At 52.6% G+C, this 17,714-nt stretch carries 14 protein-coding genes; 3 read left to right on the top strand and 11 right to left on the bottom strand.

Going from position 1 to position 17,714, the window contains the following annotated elements; translation table 11 throughout:
* The 6 genes from ACJ8IL_RS06460 to galU form a co-directional block, all read right to left on the bottom strand.
* On the bottom strand, positions 1-432 hold a 432-nt coding region (locus ACJ8IL_RS06460), incomplete at its 3' end, for a GumK N-terminal domain-containing glycosyltransferase (protein ID WP_442516424.1).
* A gap of 62 nt (positions 433-494) precedes the next feature.
* A complete protein-coding gene (locus ACJ8IL_RS06455; protein ID WP_049295284.1) occupies positions 495-2,690 on the bottom strand; it encodes a polysaccharide biosynthesis tyrosine autokinase in 2,196 nt (731 codons plus the stop codon).
* 15 nt (positions 2,691-2,705) lie between these two features.
* Complete coding sequence (locus ACJ8IL_RS06450; RefSeq protein WP_049296029.1) at positions 2,706-3,140, bottom strand: arsenate reductase/protein-tyrosine-phosphatase family protein; 435 nt, start codon at positions 3,138-3,140, stop codon at positions 2,706-2,708.
* A 17-nt stretch (positions 3,141-3,157) separates the two neighbouring features.
* On the bottom strand, positions 3,158-4,294 hold the full coding sequence (locus ACJ8IL_RS06445) for a polysaccharide export protein (protein WP_049296027.1): 1,137 nt from the start codon (positions 4,292-4,294) through the stop codon (positions 3,158-3,160).
* A 274-nt stretch (positions 4,295-4,568) separates the two neighbouring features.
* Complete coding sequence (locus ACJ8IL_RS06440) at positions 4,569-5,462, bottom strand: UTP--glucose-1-phosphate uridylyltransferase (RefSeq protein WP_049295283.1); 894 nt, start codon at positions 5,460-5,462, stop codon at positions 4,569-4,571.
* A 53-nt stretch (positions 5,463-5,515) separates the two neighbouring features.
* On the bottom strand, positions 5,516-6,412 hold the full coding sequence (gene galU, locus ACJ8IL_RS06435) for a UTP--glucose-1-phosphate uridylyltransferase GalU (protein WP_049205978.1): 897 nt from the start codon (positions 6,410-6,412) through the stop codon (positions 5,516-5,518).
* Between the two features lie 609 nt (positions 6,413-7,021).
* Here galU and ACJ8IL_RS06430 point away from each other — a divergent pair.
* Positions 7,022-8,605 (top strand): TerC family protein, encoded by a 1,584-nt coding sequence (locus tag ACJ8IL_RS06430; protein WP_025302162.1) that lies wholly within the window; start codon positions 7,022-7,024, stop codon positions 8,603-8,605.
* A gap of 31 nt (positions 8,606-8,636) precedes the next feature.
* On the opposite strand, the gene dcuC is transcribed toward ACJ8IL_RS06430, so the two are convergent.
* The 4 genes from dcuC to udk all read right to left on the bottom strand — a co-directional run bounded on the left by dcuC (position 8,637) and on the right by udk (position 13,387).
* On the bottom strand, positions 8,637-9,989 hold the full coding sequence (dcuC, locus tag ACJ8IL_RS06425; protein ID WP_099817592.1) for an anaerobic C4-dicarboxylate transporter DcuC: 1,353 nt from the start codon (positions 9,987-9,989) through the stop codon (positions 8,637-8,639).
* Between the two features lie 172 nt (positions 9,990-10,161).
* Complete coding sequence (gene asmA, locus ACJ8IL_RS06420) at positions 10,162-11,994, bottom strand: outer membrane assembly protein AsmA (protein WP_301479831.1); 1,833 nt, start codon at positions 11,992-11,994, stop codon at positions 10,162-10,164.
* Positions 11,995-12,038: 44 nt separating this feature from the next.
* Positions 12,039-12,620, bottom strand: coding sequence for a dCTP deaminase (gene dcd, locus ACJ8IL_RS06415; RefSeq protein ID WP_019454407.1), 582 nt, complete (start codon positions 12,618-12,620; stop codon positions 12,039-12,041).
* 125 nt (positions 12,621-12,745) lie between these two features.
* A complete protein-coding gene (gene udk / locus ACJ8IL_RS06410; protein WP_004938922.1) occupies positions 12,746-13,387 on the bottom strand; it encodes a uridine kinase in 642 nt (213 codons plus the stop codon).
* Between the two features lie 230 nt (positions 13,388-13,617).
* Here udk and ACJ8IL_RS06405 point away from each other — a divergent pair, with 230 nt between their 5' ends.
* The gene (locus tag ACJ8IL_RS06405) at positions 13,618-14,247 is read left to right on the top strand and encodes a phosphatase PAP2 family protein (RefSeq protein ID WP_442516423.1); all 630 of its coding nucleotides are present in this window, start codon (positions 13,618-13,620) and stop codon (positions 14,245-14,247) included.
* Between the two features lie 45 nt (positions 14,248-14,292).
* Here the strand turns inward: ACJ8IL_RS06405 and apbC are convergent, their stop codons facing one another.
* Positions 14,293-15,405, bottom strand: a complete 1,113-nt coding sequence (gene apbC / locus ACJ8IL_RS06400) for an iron-sulfur cluster carrier protein ApbC (protein ID WP_043142439.1) — start codon at positions 15,403-15,405, stop codon at positions 14,293-14,295.
* 159 nt (positions 15,406-15,564) lie between these two features.
* Here apbC and metG point away from each other — a divergent pair, with 159 nt between their 5' ends.
* Positions 15,565-17,592 carry a methionine--tRNA ligase gene (gene metG / locus ACJ8IL_RS06395; RefSeq protein WP_049208866.1) on the top strand — a complete coding sequence of 676 codons (2,028 nt, stop codon included), beginning with the start codon at positions 15,565-15,567 and terminating at the stop codon, positions 17,590-17,592.
* Positions 17,593-17,714 lie beyond the last annotated feature (122 nt).

The following is a 17,714-nucleotide window of genomic DNA, read 5'->3' as shown; positions in this document are numbered from 1 at the left end:
AAAGGCAATGACGTCAGAAATTTTTTCTTCTTTTGCCAAGCGTTCTAAATCAATCATTTTATATTTAAAGACGTTAATATATGGTTCAAAAAATGGATAATCACAAATAATAATGTCGTACTGTGATTTTCTACCTTGAGCCATTCTAATAAGAAAGTCAGTTATCTTATTCACGAAGATAAAGAACCAATTTCTTTTGGTCGTTATTGGAAATATGAACTTAAATTCATCAATCCTCACAGAGTCGTTTATCTGAACTAAACCAACGCATTTCTTTCCTGTGAGTTTGTGCATTAACGAGAAAGGTGTTCCCATGAACGTCACATTATGCCCAGCTCTTGTCAATTGATTTGCATAATGATGGCTACCAATTTTGAAATTAGAGATAGAGGGGGTGTGACTTAAAATAAGTATTTTTTTTCCCGAGATCACTTAATCACCTTATCATATGAAAACAGCTGCCACTACTTTTCAATAGTGGCAGCTACCATCATCTAATTGCTTTTCTTGTCGTCGTAATTATATCCATAGTAGTTATAACCATAGCCATAATAACTACTTACTTTTTTCACGACGCCGTTCAAGATACATCCTTTTACTGGAACACCACTTTGCTCAAAACGCTTGATACTAACATCAATTTCCTTAACTGTATTATTTTCAAAGCGTGCAACAAGTAGAGTGGTCCCTGCATATCGACCTATAATCGCGGCATCTGTTACGGCCAAAATCGGTGGTGTATCGATCATGACCAAATCATATGTTTTTGTAGCCCACTCCAGCAACTCTTTAAAACGATCATGCATTAGTAGTTCAGCTGGATTTGGCGGTACTTGCCCTCTTGAGATGAAATCAAAACCAGCGTTTTTTACAGGTTTGATAGCATCTTCTAACTTGGCTTTCCCTACAAGGTAGTCAGATAAACCGTTATCGTTATTTACATTGAAGAGTTTATGTACGTAACCCTTTCTCATATCGGCATCGATAAGTAATACTTTCTGATGACTTTGAGCAATAACTGAAGCTAAATTCGTGCTGACAAAAGTCTTACCAGCACTTGGGCTCGCACCTGAAATCATAACTGCATTATTTGCTGATTCCATCATCGCAAAATGTAAACTTGTCCGAAGGCCACGAATAGCCTCGATAGCTAAATCTGCAGGGTTCTCAACGGCCAGGAATGCTCCAGATTCATTTATTCGTCTCTGACTCATCGTCAGCCGCTTACTTTTTGCCTTGCTCAGGGTGTTTTTTTGCAGCCATTCAGAAACAGGAATACTGGCATACACATTAATTCCTTGCTCCTCCAATTGTTCTGGAGATTCAATTCCTCTGCGTAAGAAGACGTTAACCAAAACAACACCGATAGAAATAAAACCACCCAAGAAGACACCAATAATAACTATCAATGCTTTTTTGGGTTTTACTGGTTTAGGCTCAGTAATAGCATTGTCAATGATTCGAACATTACCAATAGCACTCGACTTAGCAATATTCAACTCTTGCTGCCTATTTAAGAGCTGCATATAGACAGCTCTACCAGATTCTACATCTCTACTGAGTCTCAACACTTCTTGTTGAGTTGCTGGCATTGCCGAGATTTGCTTATTAAGTTTTGACTTCTCTTGTTGCAACGTTTCCCTTTTCTGCATCAGCGCGTTATATGTCGGGTGATCCTTTGTATAAAGTTGAGAGATCTCTGCTTCTTTAAACGTCAGTTCATTTAACTGGTTATCCACATTAACTATACGATTCAGTACAGATTGAGCTTCCAAATTTAAATCAACAGAATCTTTTTGGCGCCGATAAGAATTTAGTTTGTCCTCAGCTAAATAAAGTTCAGAACGTACCTTAGGGATTTTCTGATCTAGGAAATCAAGACTTTTTGAGTCTTGCGCTGCCTGGCGATCAATATTTTGCTGTAAGTAATTCCGACTGATACTTTCTAATATCTTCCCGATTAATTGAGGATCGTCCCCTGTCATGGCCAGGTTAAGCATCCCTGTATCTTTGCCCTGCTCTTCAACGGTAAAATCTTTTTGTAAATTAACGATCGCTTCTAGCTGAGTTAAAAGTTGAACGTTAAATTCCGTCCCGACTGGTGCATCTATTTTGTCAACAGTCAGAGAAACACCATCTTTGTTGAAGTCAACACCAACCTGAGCAACATCCTCAAAGCGGTCACTCACTATTTTGAATTTCCCCCCCTCTAACACCACAATTTTCAAATCACGATTTTTATCTTCGTCATTTAGTTTCGGAATGCTTAAGTGACTAATCTTAATCTCACCAGGTTTATTCCCGACTAAACGATTAAACCCCTGACCAAATAGTGGGAAGTAGTTCTGTTCTGCGACTATTTGTAGATTCAGATCACTGACAGTTTTTCCAAGAATCATTCGTGATTGCAACAAAGAAATTTCGGGAGCAGACTGAGGTTGTCTGTCAGGCAACATTTGACTTAAGTTGTCCAAAATCGCATTGCCCTGCTTTTGCTCGACTTGAATTAAAGCATTTGCACGATATATAGGAGTAGAAAAAACACAAAATAGTATACTTAAAGTTAAGAAGGCCGTAGTAATGCCAGTAATTAACCAACGATGATCAATTATCTCACCAAGCAACCTTCCCAAGTCAAATTCATCGGATTTTTCGTTACCGACGTTTTTTACTGTATTCTTGTTTAACATTATAAATCCCACTGACTATCGGCGTAATGCTAAAGCCCATTTCTGAGCTGACTGTTCAAGAAGGCCGTAAACGAACTCAAAAGCTTCTCGACTTTGGCGATATGGATCCGCAATTTCACGCTGCCCTATCCAGTGGCCGAAAAGCATCGTTTTACCTCTCACCTCGGGAGCTAAACGACATACGGCCTCGATATGACTTTTCTCCATAACAAGAATAAGATCAAATTCGCGGCACATCTTCGCCGTTAATTGCTTGCCTTCATGATTTTCTAGAGACAACTCATGCGATAAAGCCACCTCTTGAGCCATTTCATCAGCTGGCTTTCCTACCATAGCACCAAGGCCTGCAGAACTAATTTTTTTTTCGGGCAAACAGTTTCGCAATAACCGCTCTCCTGTAGGAGAGCGACAAATGTTGCCAACACAAACAACTAGAATCGAATTAAACATACCCATACCATTTATTTCTAAGGCCAATTACGGATACGAAGCGTTCCTTCGGTAAGGTCGTTGAAGCCAGAAATTGTAGGTACTAACTGACTAATGACCCGATTCCAACGAACAACTGGCGCTGTTGTAACATATACGATATCGTAGGGTTTAAGATGAAATTCTGTCCCCATTACCATTGCCGCTGCATCGGATGCATTCAACTGATAAATATTTGCCAATTTCTTACCTTCAGTTCCTCCTAGCGGACGGATGACAAATACACCAGTTGCATCAGAAAACGTTTGGTCCATCCCATTTGCATTTCCTAATGCCTCAGTCAACGTCATACCACTGCGATCCATTTTCAACGTGGTCTGCTTTTTAACTTCACCCATTACGAATACTTTCAAGTCATCGTTTCGAGGGACATAAAGGATATCCCCAGGATAAAGCAAACGGTTCTGAGTGAGATCCCCTTTTTGCATCAATGCTTGCAGCGAAATACTGATTTTTTGCCCATTGTGGGTGAGCACAACATTTCGCCAATCTGCGTTTTCTGATAGTCCCCCCGCTGAGTTGATCGCATCCATTACCGTCAATGGCACATTGGTAATCGGCTGTTGACCGGATTTTGTTACTTCTCCCGTCACATACGCTTTTTGAGAACGAAATGCTGCGATGCTGACATCAACCTGCGGACTCTCGATATACTGTGCTAGCCGAGAGGCAATGTCATTGCGTACTTGATTAACTGTTTTTCCTAACACCTTAACTTTACCGATGTAAGGATAAAAAATTGTTCCGTCTGAGTTCACCCAGTTGCCTGTATCACTCGCGCTACGGTACTGCCCCGCAGGAGTCGTCAGTTCTGGGTGATCCCATACTGTCACCATCAACACATCGCCGACACCAATGCGGTATTCGTAATTTTGCAATTCCCGTTCAAGCGAGGAATTAGGCTGTGCAACCACTGGTTTCGATCGTAGCTTCTCGATTAGACCTGGCGTCACCGGGTAAATATTAACCAATTTATCAAGGTTAAAATCGCTATCTTGCTGTTTGACAACCTCTTTACCACTGGTTGAAAGATGAGAGCCCGGCACGATAGTACAGCCGCTAACCACACTGATGGATACCAAGAGCGGTATCAGTTTCCATTGTTTTTTTGCCATCGAGTTATCATCACTTTCAAAGTAAAAAATGCATGCAATGCCAAGCCCCAGGCCAACCATGGCACTTAGCAAAATGAGTTATCAACACTTGCGCAAGGTGCCTTAAAAGACACTTTCATTGAGTAAGCGTTGAATTCAGATTTGTTAGGCTTAGACTCTCGGAGCATTATTGCATAGTTCTAAAAAAAAAGAGCGTCCCATCGTTTTGCCTTAAACTTAGCCACGATCTCTTCAATATTGTGCCACGACAGCCATGGAGGTATCGAGAGAAGCTTTACAAAGAAAGTTCTTCTGCCCACTCGCGGAAGGCTTTACCCTGCGTAGGATGGCGCAATCCGTAAGTCACGAATGCCCGCAGATAGCCCATCTTCTCACCGCAATTGAACGACTCACCAACCAATTCAGTGGCCTCTACTATTTGCTGCTGAGTCAGCTCAGCAATAGCATCTGTCAGCTGAATGCGTCCCCAAGCGCCCGGCTCAATTTTCTCGAGAATAGGCCAAATATCCGCAGATAGCACATATCGCCCAACGGCTGAGTAGTTTGATTTTAGCGGAACATCGCGGCCCGGCTTCTCGATTATTGAACTGATACGTGAAGAATCGCCAGGTTGCAGTGCGTTATTCTCACATTCGACAACAGAATACTCACGCAGAGTATGCTCGTCGACCGTTTGAACCAGTATCTGGCTATGGCCCGTTTCTTCGAAACGAGAAATAAGATGCGGCAAATTATCTTTTCTCAGGTCAGCCTTGGCATCGTCAAGCAAAACATCTGGCAACAGAACAACAAATGGCGAATCACCGACCAACGGTTTAGCGCAGAGAACGGCATGTCCCAGTCCTTTTGGTTGCCCCTGGCGAATGTGCATCAGCGTCACGCCTTTTGGCGTTATCGACTGCACTTCATCCAACAGCTGCCGCTTCACACGGGCCTCCAGCATCGCCTCCAGCTCGAATGAGGTATCGAAATGGTTTTCGATGGCGTTCTTGGAAGAATGCGTCACCAGGATGATCTCTTTGATCCCTGCCGCGACGCATTCGTTGACAATGTATTGAATCAACGGTTTATCAACGATTGGCAACATCTCTTTCGGAATCGCTTTGGTCGCCGGCAGCATGCGCATGCCCAATCCGGCAACGGGAATAACCGCTTTCAACTTCGTCATGGTAAACCTCATTCATTCTCGTGTTCGCTCTCAGCCGCGGTGGCGACAACCTGTTACTTTCCCAACGTCTGCTTCAACCAGTGGCTGAAATTCTCACCTTCCGAACCGTGACGCAGACCATATTGCACAAACGCCTTCATATAACCAAGCTTGTCACCGCAATCATGGGATTTACCGCTCATATGGAACGCTTCCACCGTTTGCTCTTTCATCAACATCGCGATCGCGTCGGTCAGTTGAATCTCGTCGCCTGCGCCAGGAGCGGTCTTTTCAAGCAGCGGCCAAATTTCTGCTGAAAGTACATACCGGCCGACAACCGCTAAATTGGAAGGTGCATCCTCACGGGCCGGCTTCTCAACCACCGCCGTCATCGGTGCGCTTTCTCCAGCAGCTATCGTCGCGCCTGCGCAATCTACCACACCATATTTGGACACATCTTGTTCCGGCACCGGTTCAACCATGATTTGGCTATAACCCGTATCATCAAAACGTTGAATCATTTTAGCCAGATTTTCTTTACGCAAATCCGCCGTAGAATCATCCAATAAAACATCGGGTAACAGCACAACGAAAGGAGAATCACCCACCATTGGTTTGGCGCAAAGCACCGCATGCCCCAACCCTTTCGCCTGTCCCTGACGCACCTGCATCACGGTAACATCCGGCGGACAAATACTTTGCACTTCACTCAGGAGCTGACGCTTTACGCGCGCTTCGAGCATGGCCTCCAGCTCAAAAGAAGTGTCAAAATGGTTTTCAATCGCGTTTTTCGATGAATGCGTGACCAATACGATATCTTTAATCCCCGCCGCGACGCATTCAGCAACAATGTACTGGATTAAGGGCTTATCGACCACGGGCAACATTTCTTTAGGAATAGCCTTGGTCGCTGGCAACATACGGGTTCCCAAGCCCGCAACGGGGATCACTGCCTTAAGTCTTGTTTGCATTTTCATTCCAATTCATCGTAGCGCTGCACTCACCTGTGCAGCGTGAACAAGGGGATTCAATCAGGCACGCTACCGCCCTTGGCTTGCAGCTACCAAAGTACTGTATTGACGCATCCAACCACGTCATTGTATGAGCCAGTAATTTTTATGCAAAACGGCACTCATTCTTCGTTTGAACTGTCATGCTGTTCACAAAAAAATAAAAAAATCGGTGCCTTTATAACCAAACGATGCTAGTTACTGCCGTTATATGACTAAGATTCTTATACTAATGCCTAAGTGATACAAGCCTTAGATCCCCCCAGTCAGCCGTTTTCAGAATAAGACTACTCATGCCACATACCGATAAGAATCATAGTTGAAGAAAATTGTTTTAATATTTTGATTTAAATATATTTAATAAGACGTTTCTTTTCTGAGCGCATGGCATCCCGGCAGATATTTGCTCCCTCGGCCCTTGATTCCTTGGGCCACTCGGTGCCGTTCGATGTTTACGGTAATACGCCTGTGCTGATCCACGTCCTCCCGATTAAAGTTGAATTTTGCCGCCTCAACGCCCATCATTCCCGTGCGGCATAAGCCGTAGAACTTACAGGTGAAATTGGGCGTATGGAATGGATCGCTGATCCAACAATTTGGGCCGGCCTGGCCACTTTGGTCGTGCTGGAAATCGTGCTGGGTATAGACAACCTTGTCTTCATCGCCATTCTGGCGGACAAACTACCGAAACAACAACGAGATAAGGCCCGTGTCGTCGGTCTGTTGCTGGCGCTGGTCATGCGTCTGGCTCTGCTCGCCTCCATCTCGTGGCTGGCGACGCTGACCAAACCGATGTTCATCGTCGCGGAGCACCCCTTCAGCGGCCGCGATCTGATCATGCTGGTCGGCGGGATATTCCTGCTGTTCAAAGCCACCATGGAGCTCAATGAGCGGCTGGAAGGCAAGGATGAAGAGCAGCATGGCGCGCGCAAAGGCGCACGTTTCTGGCCGGTCGTGGCGCAGATCGTGGTGCTGGACGCCGTCTTCTCGCTCGACTCGGTGATCACCGCGGTCGGCATGGTCGATCATCTGGCGGTGATGATGATCGCGGTCTGCATCGCCATCGGCCTGATGCTGCTGGCCAGCAAGCCGTTGACGCGCTTCGTCAACGCTCACCCGACTATCGTTATCCTGTGCCTGAGCTTCCTGCTGATGATTGGCTTTAGCCTGGTGGCGGAGGGCTTCGGCTATCATATTCCGAAAGGCTACCTCTACGCAGCGATCGGCTTCTCGGTAATGATCGAGGCGCTGAACCAGCTGGCGCAGTTCAACCGCCGTCGCTTCCTGTCAAAGGTGCGGCCACTGCGCGAACGCACCGCCGAGGCGGTGTTGCGTATGCTGAGCGGCAAACATGAAGAAGCAGAGGTCGACAGCCACTCCGCCAACCTGCTGGCCGATAGCGACAGCGAAAGCGGCGAGATCTTCAATCAGCAGGAACGGCGCATGATCGAACGCGTACTCGGCATGGCGCAGCGCACGGTCAGCAGCATTATGACTTCGCGTCACGACGTCGAATACCTTGAACTGAACGATCCGCAGGAGAAGCTGACGCAGTTGCTGGAACGTAATCAGCATACGCGCATCGTGGTGGTGGAAAGCAGCGCCAGCGACGAACCGCTGGGCGTTATCCATACTATCGACGTCCTCAAACAGCAATTGGCGCAGGCGCCGCTGGATCTGCGCGCGCTGATACGCCAACCGCTGATCTTCCCGGAGCAGCTCACGCTGTTAAGCGCCCTGGAACAATTCCGTCAGGCGCAGACGCACTTTGCCTTTGTGGTTGATGAGTTCGGCTCCGTCGAAGGCATCGTCACCCTGACGGACGTGATGGAAACCATCGCCGGTAACCTGCCGGAGGCCGGCGAAGAGGTGGACGCACGCCACGACATTCAGCAAAACGAGGACGGCAGCTGGATCGCCAACGGCTATATGCCGCTGGAAGATCTGGTGCTGTACCTGCCGATGCCGCTGGAAGAAAAGCGCGAATACCACACGCTGGCGGGGCTGCTGATGGAGCACAGCCAGCGTGTGCCGCAAGAAGGCGAGCAAATCAGAATCGGTGACTACCTGTTCGAACCGTTGGAGGTCAACAGCCACCGTATCCTGAAGGTGAAGATCACCCCGCCGCCTCCACCGGAGGACTACGAGGTTTAGCATTGAGGCCGGGCATCCCCCGGCCTTTCTTTTACTGGGGAACCAGCAGCTCCGTCGCCACGATCACCACCACCAGCCCGACAATCACTGGCACCGACGTGCGTTTTACCACGTCGAACGGCGAGATTTTCGCCATGCCGGAAACCGCTACCACCACACCGGAGACCGGTGACAGCGTGCGGCCGAGGTTAGACGCCTGCAGCATCGGGATCACCAGATAGGCCGGATTCACGCCCATCTGCGCCGCCAGTTTCGGGATCAGTTCGACAAACGCATAGAACGGCGCATTGCCGGAACCGGTGGTCATGGCCGCCAGCATGGTGATCACCACCAGCACCAGCATCATGATCAAACCGCCGGTGCCAAACGACTGCGCAAGGCCAATCAGCCCGCTGATAAAGCCGACGGTGCTCAGCCCCTGCGCGAAGACACCCGCGGCCACCAGCAACATCACCACGCTGGCAAAAGCATCCGCCATGCCGCGATAGGCTACCTCCAGGCCGCTGAACACTTGTTTGGCGCTGAAGCTGCGCGCAAACTCGATCACGGCCGCCAGCAGCATGCACCCTACCAGCACGGTAATGATGTGCAGCTCCGGCCCCCATTTTCCGTCGAAGATCAGCACGCCAAGGATCGGCGTAAACGGCAATATCGCGTAGAACCCCGGCGCATGCGTTTTGATTTCGCTGACGTCCATGATGTGATGCTGTTCATTGTTCTTTTTGTCGAGGTAGCGCTGCCAGAAAAAGTGCGCCACGGCCATACAGACGATGGCGGCAATCGAGATAGGCAGCGTGGTTTTGAATGCAAAGTCCACCAGCGGCATCTCCGCCGCCTTGGCTGCCAGCACCACGTCACCGGAGGTCGGTGCCAGAATAATCGCCGCCGGCGAAGCACAAATGGCCGCCGCCGCCCCGCGGCTAATGCCGACGTTCACCATCAATGGGAACAGCGTCGCCATCAGCAATACGCCGAGGCCGGTGGCGGAAGAGACCGCCAATGACATCAGGCAAGCGACAAAATAGGCCGCCACCATCAGCAGATAAGGCGAGTTGATCATCTGCAACGGGCGCGAGGCCAGCTTGACCACCACGTCGTTAGCGCCGATATGCGTCATGTACGCGGCAAAGCCGCACAGCATCATGATCATCATGCCCAGATCGCCGCCACGGCTCATCAGCAAAATCTTGACGTATTCGATCATGTCGGTCGCGCGCCAGCCGGTTGAGGTGGCGCCGGACGGCAACAGCGTTTTCCCCATCAGGGCACTGATGCCGAGCAGCAGCAGCCCCCCCACCAACAAAACGCCGGTAGCGGAATATCCCTTGATGATGTAACGGCCCACGCCCGCCGCGACTGCGGCGCCAATAAGAAGCTCTATCATGTTTCCTCAACTCGTCATGTTTTCGCGCTCAGGCGCATAGTCATAGCAGAACAGCCCTTACTCTGCACAAACTGCGCGCGAGCCTTCATGACCTTCATCAAGGTAACGGAGAGAAATTACCGCGGGAATCTCGATATTGACGCGGGCCACAATGTGGCCCGCGTCGTAGGGATTACAGTTTGTCGAGCAGCTTCTTCAGATCCTGGCCTTCGCGCGAATCCTTGTTCTTTTCAGCCCACTTGTTCAACGCATCCTTGGCCCGATCCTGCAGCGTTTTTCGCAGCACTTGATCGACTTGCAGTTGATAATTCAGCTGTTGCCAAGGCCCGTAAACCCGCAGCGGAATCGGCGTTTTTTGCAGTTGTTCGATCAGCTCGCCGCGCCCTTGCCATCCGCCGGTGACGCGCACGTTAAGCGCCATATCGCACTGCTTGCCCGGCATATCGATGCTGCCGGCGCCGGTCAGCGCCAGCAAAGGAGAATCCGCCGTCAGACCGCTGAGCTTGACCGTGCCTTGATTCAGGCTGGCCTGCGCAGAGACGCTTTTGACCTCGGTATAGCGCTGATAGCTGTCTTGCCCGCGCACGCTGTTATCGTTGCGCGCCACCGCCTGTTGGATCAGTTGCTGAATGTTCAGGCCGTGCAACTGCGCATCCTGCATCGCCAGCTGCGCCGTACCGCGCCAGCGGTGCTCAAATGACTGTGAAGAAAGACGATCGCCGGTCAGATCCCCTTTCATGCTGAATTTGCCGGTCAGCATCTGCGGCATGTCGAAGGCTTTGAGCACCGTGCCGAGTTCAACCTGGTTCAACGTCGGCTGCACGCTGATCACCGGTTTATTACCGCGCGCGTCCAGCGAGCCCGGCAAGGAGAAATCACCGCCGGCCAATTGCCCGACAAGTTTATGCAGCGTCAGTAGGCCGCGTTGATTATCCGCCGCGACGGCTAACTGGGTAACGTTCATACCGCGGTAGGTCAACTGCGCCGCCTGCAGATTCAACTGTGCATTGAAATTGCGCAGCGCTTCCAGGTTCTGCTGCCGATCGTCAACCTGGCTGGCGATCACCGGCGCGGCGGTCACGGCGGACTGCTCGGCGGTATTAGTGCTAGATTTCCAACCGGAAAGCGCGTCGAGATCGAGATTAGCCGAATTCAGATTCACCACATAGCCAGGCACCGTCCCGAGGCTGGCGCTGATATCGCCGGCCAATTGGCTGTTATTGGCACTGACGTTCAGTTGGCTGATGGCAATCTGCGCTGGCGTCTGCTGATAGACCACCTGTGCATTGCCCTCTCCCTGAATACCGCCATTAAGAATATCCGCGCCCACCAGTTGGTAATTGAACTGAGTCACTTTGGCGCCGATCTGGCGTGGGAACTGCTGTAGATCGACATCGGCCGCCATGCTGAAGGTCAGGTCACGCTGATCGCGGTTAACCCGACTGGAAAGTTCCAGCTGCGCCTGCCGTTTCTCCGTTTGTTGCAGAGTGAGATTGATATCCCGGACATTGATTTGCTCGTTGTCGGCGCGCTGCCAAACCAGCAGGCTGTCCACGACCCGTAGGTTGTCGATATCGAACTTCCAGGCCGCGTCTGCCGCGTCAGTACCGCTACCGGCGGGTGCGATCGGGGCGTCCACCTGAGAGTGCTCTTCACTGTCGGGCGTGAGGCGAATGACGGCATTTTTCAGCATCACCTGTTTAACAAACAGCTGATGCGACAATAGAGGCAATAGTTTGACATCGAGGCGCATGTTTTCCGCGCTCACTACCGGCGCCTTGGCACCCGGCGCGGTCAGCGTCATGCGCCCGGCCAGAATGCTGAGCTGTGGCCAGATATGCCAACGTAGGTCGCCTTCGAGCGTCAGTTGGTAGCCGCTCTTCTGTTCGACCTTTTTGACCATGTAACCGCGAAAATCATTCGGATTGACCAGCAGTACCAGCGCGGACATCCCCGCCACCACGACCACCAATAAAATCGCCAATGTCGTCAGTAATCTTCTCATGCCACCCTCTTGTCAGCGCCACACCGACGGTGCATCCCGCGCCGTTAGTCCTTGTCGATTCGACTGGCTACTGCGCCCTGCTGATCGCGATATTTTGCGTCCTGCCGGCTGTTATAAGGCCGGGCCGCCGGGCCGGACAACGGCTCAAAGCTCAAGGCGCCAATCAGCATCCCCGGCCGCAGCGCCAGCGGCAACTTGCCGGAGTTGTAAAACTCCAGCACGATGCGCCCATGCCAGCCCGGATCGATACGGTGCGCAGTGACGTGTACCATCAGCCCCAGGCGCGCCAGAGAAGAACGGCCGTCGAGCCACCCCACGAGATCGTCCGGCAACGTCACGGATTCGAACGTCACCGCCAGGGCCAGCTCGCCGGGATGAAGGAAGAACGCCTCGCCTTCCGGCAGGACAATCTCGTCGCTCATCACGCGATCCAACGCGGCGCTGACTTCGTCTTTCGGTCCGCTAAGATCGATAAAAGGCGCGGTATGGCCACTGAACACGCGGAACTGATTGCCCAAGCGGACATCTACTGTGGCCCCGTTGATGCGTTCGAGCGGCGGGCGCGGGGAAATCACCAGTTTCTCGCTATCCAGCCAGGCTTCTATATCGCGGTCACACAGTCTCATGTCTCTCTTCTCCATCAAAACGCATAACTAAACAAAAATTGCCACACAACGGGCGAAAGGTCTACGCCGGGGTGCAAATAGTTGGCCGCCGGCCGGAAATGCACATTTCCGGCCATTAAGGGGCATTATTCAAAGAATTGGCTGATTTTGGCTTTCAGAATATCGATCGCGATGCGGTTTTTGCCACCGCGCGGGACGATGATATCGGCGTATTGTTTGGAAGGTTCGATAAATTGCAGGAACATCGGGCGCACGGTCTTCTGGTATTGCGCCATCACCGAATCCATCGAGCGGCCGCGCTCGTTGACGTCGCGCTTCATGCGGCGCATCAGGCAGATATCCAATGGCGTGTCGACAAAGATCGAGAAGTTCATTTCCTGGCGCAGGCGGATATCCGTCAGCAGCAAGATCCCTTCCAGAATAATGACTTTTTTAGGTTCCAGGTGGACAGTTTCTTTCTTGCGCGTGTGTTCGGTGTAGCTGTACAGCGGCAGCTCGATCGCCTTACCGGCCTTCAGCATCTGCAGATGCTGGAACAGCAGGTTGTGATCCATGGCGCTCGGGTGGTCGTAGTTGGTTTTGACCCGTTCTTCCATGGTCAGGTGAGTCTGGTCTTTATAGTAACTGTCTTCTGGAATAACGCCGATGTGCTCATCGCCGACCTGCTCGCGGAGTTCGCGGTACAACGTGCTGGCGATAAGGCTTTTTCCGGAGGCAGATGCGCCAGCTATACCAATAATGACGCACTGATGCGGATTGTCAGTCATAAAATTAAAGACCTGATTTCATAGTGTGAAGGGGGGAACTAAAACGCGACAATTATAGGGAGTCGCCGGGGTTTGCGCCACTGTATATTGCGCAACGGCGGGCGAATTCGGGCTGTCACGCCACGGGCAAGCGGCATTTTAAGAATCTCACGCCTAGGGCAACGCGCCGTAACGGGTTACACTCCACGGCGCTGACTTTTGCTCCCCGTCCCCTTTCATCGGAGATTGATGTGCTGGATTGGTATTTTCTGACTTTTTTCGGCGACAGCATGCTGCTGCTGCCCTGCGCGCTGATTCTGTTTTTGTTGCTGATCGCGTCTCCCGCCACTCGCGCGGCAGGCTGGCAATGGGCGCTGATCTTCGGTTTCACCGGCGGGCTGGTCTGCCTGTCCAAACTGGCCTTTATGGGCTGGGGCATTGGTAGCGCAAGTTATGACTTCACCGGATTCAGCGGCCATTCAGCCCTCGCGGCAAGCATCTGGCCGCCATTGCTTTGGACGTTGACCGGTCGCTTTTCCCACCCCATACGTAGCATCGCTTTACTGACCGGGTGGATATTACCTTTCGCCATCGGCGTTTCGCGGCTGGAAATTCGCGTGCACTCGGTATCTGAGGTGATCAGCGGGCTGATTTTAGGCTACCTGGCCAGCGCACTGTTCCTGTGGTTGCAGCGGAGCAAAACGCGCCCGCATCTCTCTTGGCCGCACTTCGCCATCGCGCTGGCCTTGCCATTGGCGCTGATGGGACAGCGGCAGCCGGCTCCCACCCAGGGATTGCTGCAGCATATCGCCAAAACGCTGGCACAGATCGAACGTCCTTATACCCGGGCAGATTTGCACAACCCAGCCCGCATCCTATAAAAAAACCCGGCGTTTAAGCCGGGTTCTTGCATTGCGATAGGCTGATTACAGCGCGCGGAACGCAATCTCTGTCGGGATCGCCTCGCCCTGCCAATACATCTGCGCAGCCACACGGCCGGCCAATTGACGATACATGTCGGCGAATTCGCTGTCCGGTCGGCTGATCACCGTCGGCGTACCGCGATCCAGATCTTCGCGCAGCGAAATATGCAACGGCATCTGCCCCAGCAGACGACTGTTGTATTTCTGCACCAGCTTCTCGGCGCCACCGGTGCCAAAAATCGGCTCATGGTGACCGCAGTTGCTGCAGATATGCACGCTCATGTTCTCCACGATGCCCAGCACCGGCACATGCACTTTCTCGAACATCACGATGCCCTTGGCGGCATCCAGCAAAGCGATATCCTGCGGGGTGGTAACCACCAGTGCGCCGGTCACCGGAATGTTCTGCGACAGCGTCAGCTGAATGTCGCCGGTACCCGGCGGCATGTCCAGCACCAGATAATCCAGATCCGGCCACAGCGTATCCTGCAACAGCTGCATCAGCGCCTTACTGGCCATCGGTCCGCGCCACACCATAGCATTGTCGTCGGTCACCAGATAGCCAATAGAGTTGGTCGCCAGGCCGTGCGCCATGATTGGTGCCATATGTTGACCGTCCGGCGAAGTCGGCCGCTCGTGTTCGGTGCCCAGCATATTGGGGATCGACGGGCCGTATATGTCGGCGTCCAGAATGCCGACCTTGGCCCCTTCGGCGACCAGCGCCAGCGCCAGGTTGACGGCGGTGGTGGATTTCCCCACCCCGCCTTTACCGGAGCTGACGGCGATGATATTGCGCACGCCTTTGATACCGGCCTGGCCGTTGGCACGCTTCAGCGTCGTGATATCGTGTTTAAGCTTCCAATCGATGGCGCTGGCGCCGGTCACGCGCAGCAGCTCGGGGCCAACGCTTGCCTGCAGCGCTTCAAAGCCGCTCAGCCAGGCAAACGGCATCGTCAGTTCGATATGCAGCACATCGTCCAGCAACGCGCAGTGATGGATAGCCTTCAATGCGGTCAGGTTGTTTTTCAACGTCGGGTGTTCAAAGGCGGCCAGTACACCGGTCACCAGGGCGCGCAGAACTTCGGGGTTGGTCTGCTCAGGGGATTTTGCGTTCATCCCGGCTCCTTGATTTTGAATGGATAGCTTCCGGCTAAGCATATCAGAACTGCCCGGCGGCTGGCGCGTATAACCTGCAAGAAACCGCCCTAGCAGCGAAGGGCGCGATCGGTTAACATCGAAGGCCCTTTTATTCATTACAGAAAGCAAGTTCTCACTATGGCTCAAGTCGCGAAAAAATTATTGGTGACGTGCGCGCTACCGTACGCAAATGGTTCCATCCATCTCGGCCACATGCTCGAGCACATCCAGGCGGATATCTGGGTGCGTTACCAACGAATGCGCGGCCACGAAGTGCATTTCATTTGCGCGGACGACGCGCACGGCACGCCGATCATGCTGAAAGCGCAGCAGCTGGGCGTAAAACCGGAAGAAATGATCGCGGAGATGAGCCAGGAGCACCAACAGGATTTCGCCGGCTTTGGCATCAGCTATGACAACTATCACTCGACCCATAGCGATGAAAACCGTGAGCTGTCCACCCTGATTTACAGCCGCCTGAAAGAAAACGGTTTTATCAAGAACCGCACCATTTCTCAGCTGTACGATCCGGAGAAAGGCATGTTCCTGCCGGACCGTTTCGTGAAGGGCACCTGCCCGAAATGCAAATCGCCGGACCAATACGGCGACAACTGCGAAGTGTGTGGCGCCACCTACAGCCCGACGGAACTGATCGATCCGAAGTCCGTGGTTTCCGGCGCGACGCCGGTAATGCGCGACTCCGAGCACTTCTTCTTCGATCTGCCGGCCTTCAGCGAAATGCTGCAGGCGTGGACGCGCTCCGGCGCGTTGCAAGAGCAAGTGGCGAACAAGATGCAGGAGTGGTTCGAATCCGGCCTGCAGCAGTGGGACATCTCCCGCGATGCGCCTTACTTCGGCTTCGAAATCCCGGATGCGCCGGGCAAATACTTCTACGTCTGGCTGGACGCACCGATCGGCTACATGGGTTCCTTCAAGAACCTGTGCGACAAACGCGGCGATCTGGACTTCGACGAGTTCTGGCGCAAAGACGCCACCACCGAGCTCTATCACTTCATCGGCAAGGACATCGTCTACTTCCACAGCCTGTTCTGGCCGGCGATGCTGGAAGGCAGCAACTTCCGCAAACCGACCAACCTGTTCGTGCACGGTTACGTGACGGTGAACGGCGCCAAGATGTCCAAGTCGCGCGGCACCTTCATCAAGGCCGGCACCTACCTGCAGCATCTGGATGCCGATTGCCTGCGCTATTACTACGCCGCCAAGCTCTCTTCACGCATTGATGATATCGATCTCAATCTGGAAGACTTCGTGCAGCGCGTGAACGCCGACATCGTCAACAAGGTGGTGAACCTGGCGTCGCGCAACGCCGGCTTTATCAACAAACGCTTCGGCGGCAAGCTGGCCGACAGCCTGGCCGATCCGGCGCTGTACCAGACCTTCGTCGACGCGGCGCAGAGCATCGCCGAAGCTTATGCCAGCCGCGAGTTCAGCCGCGCGATCCGCGAAATCATGGCGCTGGCCGATCTGGCCAACCGTTACGTGGATGAACAGGCGCCGTGGGTGGTGGCGAAGGAAGAAGGCCGCGATGCCGATCTGCAGGCCATCTGCTCGATGGGCATCAACCTGTTCCGCGTGCTGATGACTTACCTGAAGCCGGTGCTGCCTTCGCTGACCGAACGCGCCGAAGCGTTCCTCAACGCCGAGCTGAGCTGGGACGCAATCCCGCAACCGCTGCTGGGCCACCAGGTGAACGCATTCAAAGCGCTGTTCAACCGTATCGATCTGGATAAGGTCAGCGAGATGGTCAACGCCTCGAAGGAAGACATGGCCGCCGCCAAACCGGTGACCGGTCCATTGGCCGATGATCCTATTCAGGAAACCATCACCTTCGACGACTTTGCCAAGGTAGACATGCGCATCGCTCTGATCAAGAGCGCCGACTTTGTCGAAGGCTCCGACAAGCTGCTGAAACTACAGCTGGATCTGGGCGGCGAACTGCGCCAGATCTTCTCCGGCATTCGCTCCGCTTACCCGGATCCGAAAGCGCTGGAAGGCCGTCTGACCATCATGGTCGCCAACCTGGCGCCGCGCAAAATGCGTTTCGGCGTTTCGGAAGGCATGGTGATGGCGGCGGGCCCTGGCGGGAAAGAGATCTTCCTGCTGAGCCCGGACAGCGGCGCGCAGCCTGGTATGCAGGTCAAATAACCGCACCGGTGCGTAACATCGAGGGTCGAGCTTGCTCGGCCCTTTTTTAATGTCTCAAACCCGACGTTATAAGCAGTAAGAAAAAGTCATAACCGCTCTGATTCCCTCGCCTGCCGCATCTC

The organism is Serratia sp. CY47444, assembly GCF_052168635.1.
Taxonomy (GTDB): Bacteria; Pseudomonadota; Gammaproteobacteria; order Enterobacterales; family Enterobacteriaceae; genus Serratia; species Serratia bockelmannii.
Note: the sequence above shows the minus strand (reverse complement) of the source record. Positions and strands in the feature narration are given on the sequence as shown.

Coding starts and splice junctions, on each gene's coding strand:
- dcd (WP_019454407.1), bottom strand. CDS start 12,620: ATGAGACTGTGTGACCGCGATATAGAAGCCTGGCTGGATAGCGAGAAA.
- ACJ8IL_RS06450 (WP_049296029.1), bottom strand. CDS start 3,140: ATGTTTAATTCGATTCTAGTTGTTTGTGTTGGCAACATTTGTCGCTCT.
- galU (WP_049205978.1), bottom strand. CDS start 6,412: ATGCAAACAAGACTTAAGGCAGTGATCCCCGTTGCGGGCTTGGGAACC.
- ACJ8IL_RS06440 (WP_049295283.1), bottom strand. CDS start 5,462: ATGACGAAGTTGAAAGCGGTTATTCCCGTTGCCGGATTGGGCATGCGC.
- udk (WP_004938922.1), bottom strand. CDS start 13,387: ATGACTGACAATCCGCATCAGTGCGTCATTATTGGTATAGCTGGCGCA.
- dcuC (WP_099817592.1), bottom strand. CDS start 9,989: ATGATAGAGCTTCTTATTGGCGCCGCAGTCGCGGCGGGCGTGGGCCGT.
- metG (WP_049208866.1), top strand. CDS start 15,565: ATGGCTCAAGTCGCGAAAAAATTATTGGTGACGTGCGCGCTACCGTAC.
- ACJ8IL_RS06430 (WP_025302162.1), top strand. CDS start 7,022: ATGGAATGGATCGCTGATCCAACAATTTGGGCCGGCCTGGCCACTTTG.
- apbC (WP_043142439.1), bottom strand. CDS start 15,405: ATGAACGCAAAATCCCCTGAGCAGACCAACCCCGAAGTTCTGCGCGCC.
- ACJ8IL_RS06445 (WP_049296027.1), bottom strand. CDS start 4,294: ATGGCAAAAAAACAATGGAAACTGATACCGCTCTTGGTATCCATCAGT.
- ACJ8IL_RS06455 (WP_049295284.1), bottom strand. CDS start 2,690: ATGTTAAACAAGAATACAGTAAAAAACGTCGGTAACGAAAAATCCGAT.
- asmA (WP_301479831.1), bottom strand. CDS start 11,994: ATGAGAAGATTACTGACGACATTGGCGATTTTATTGGTGGTCGTGGTG.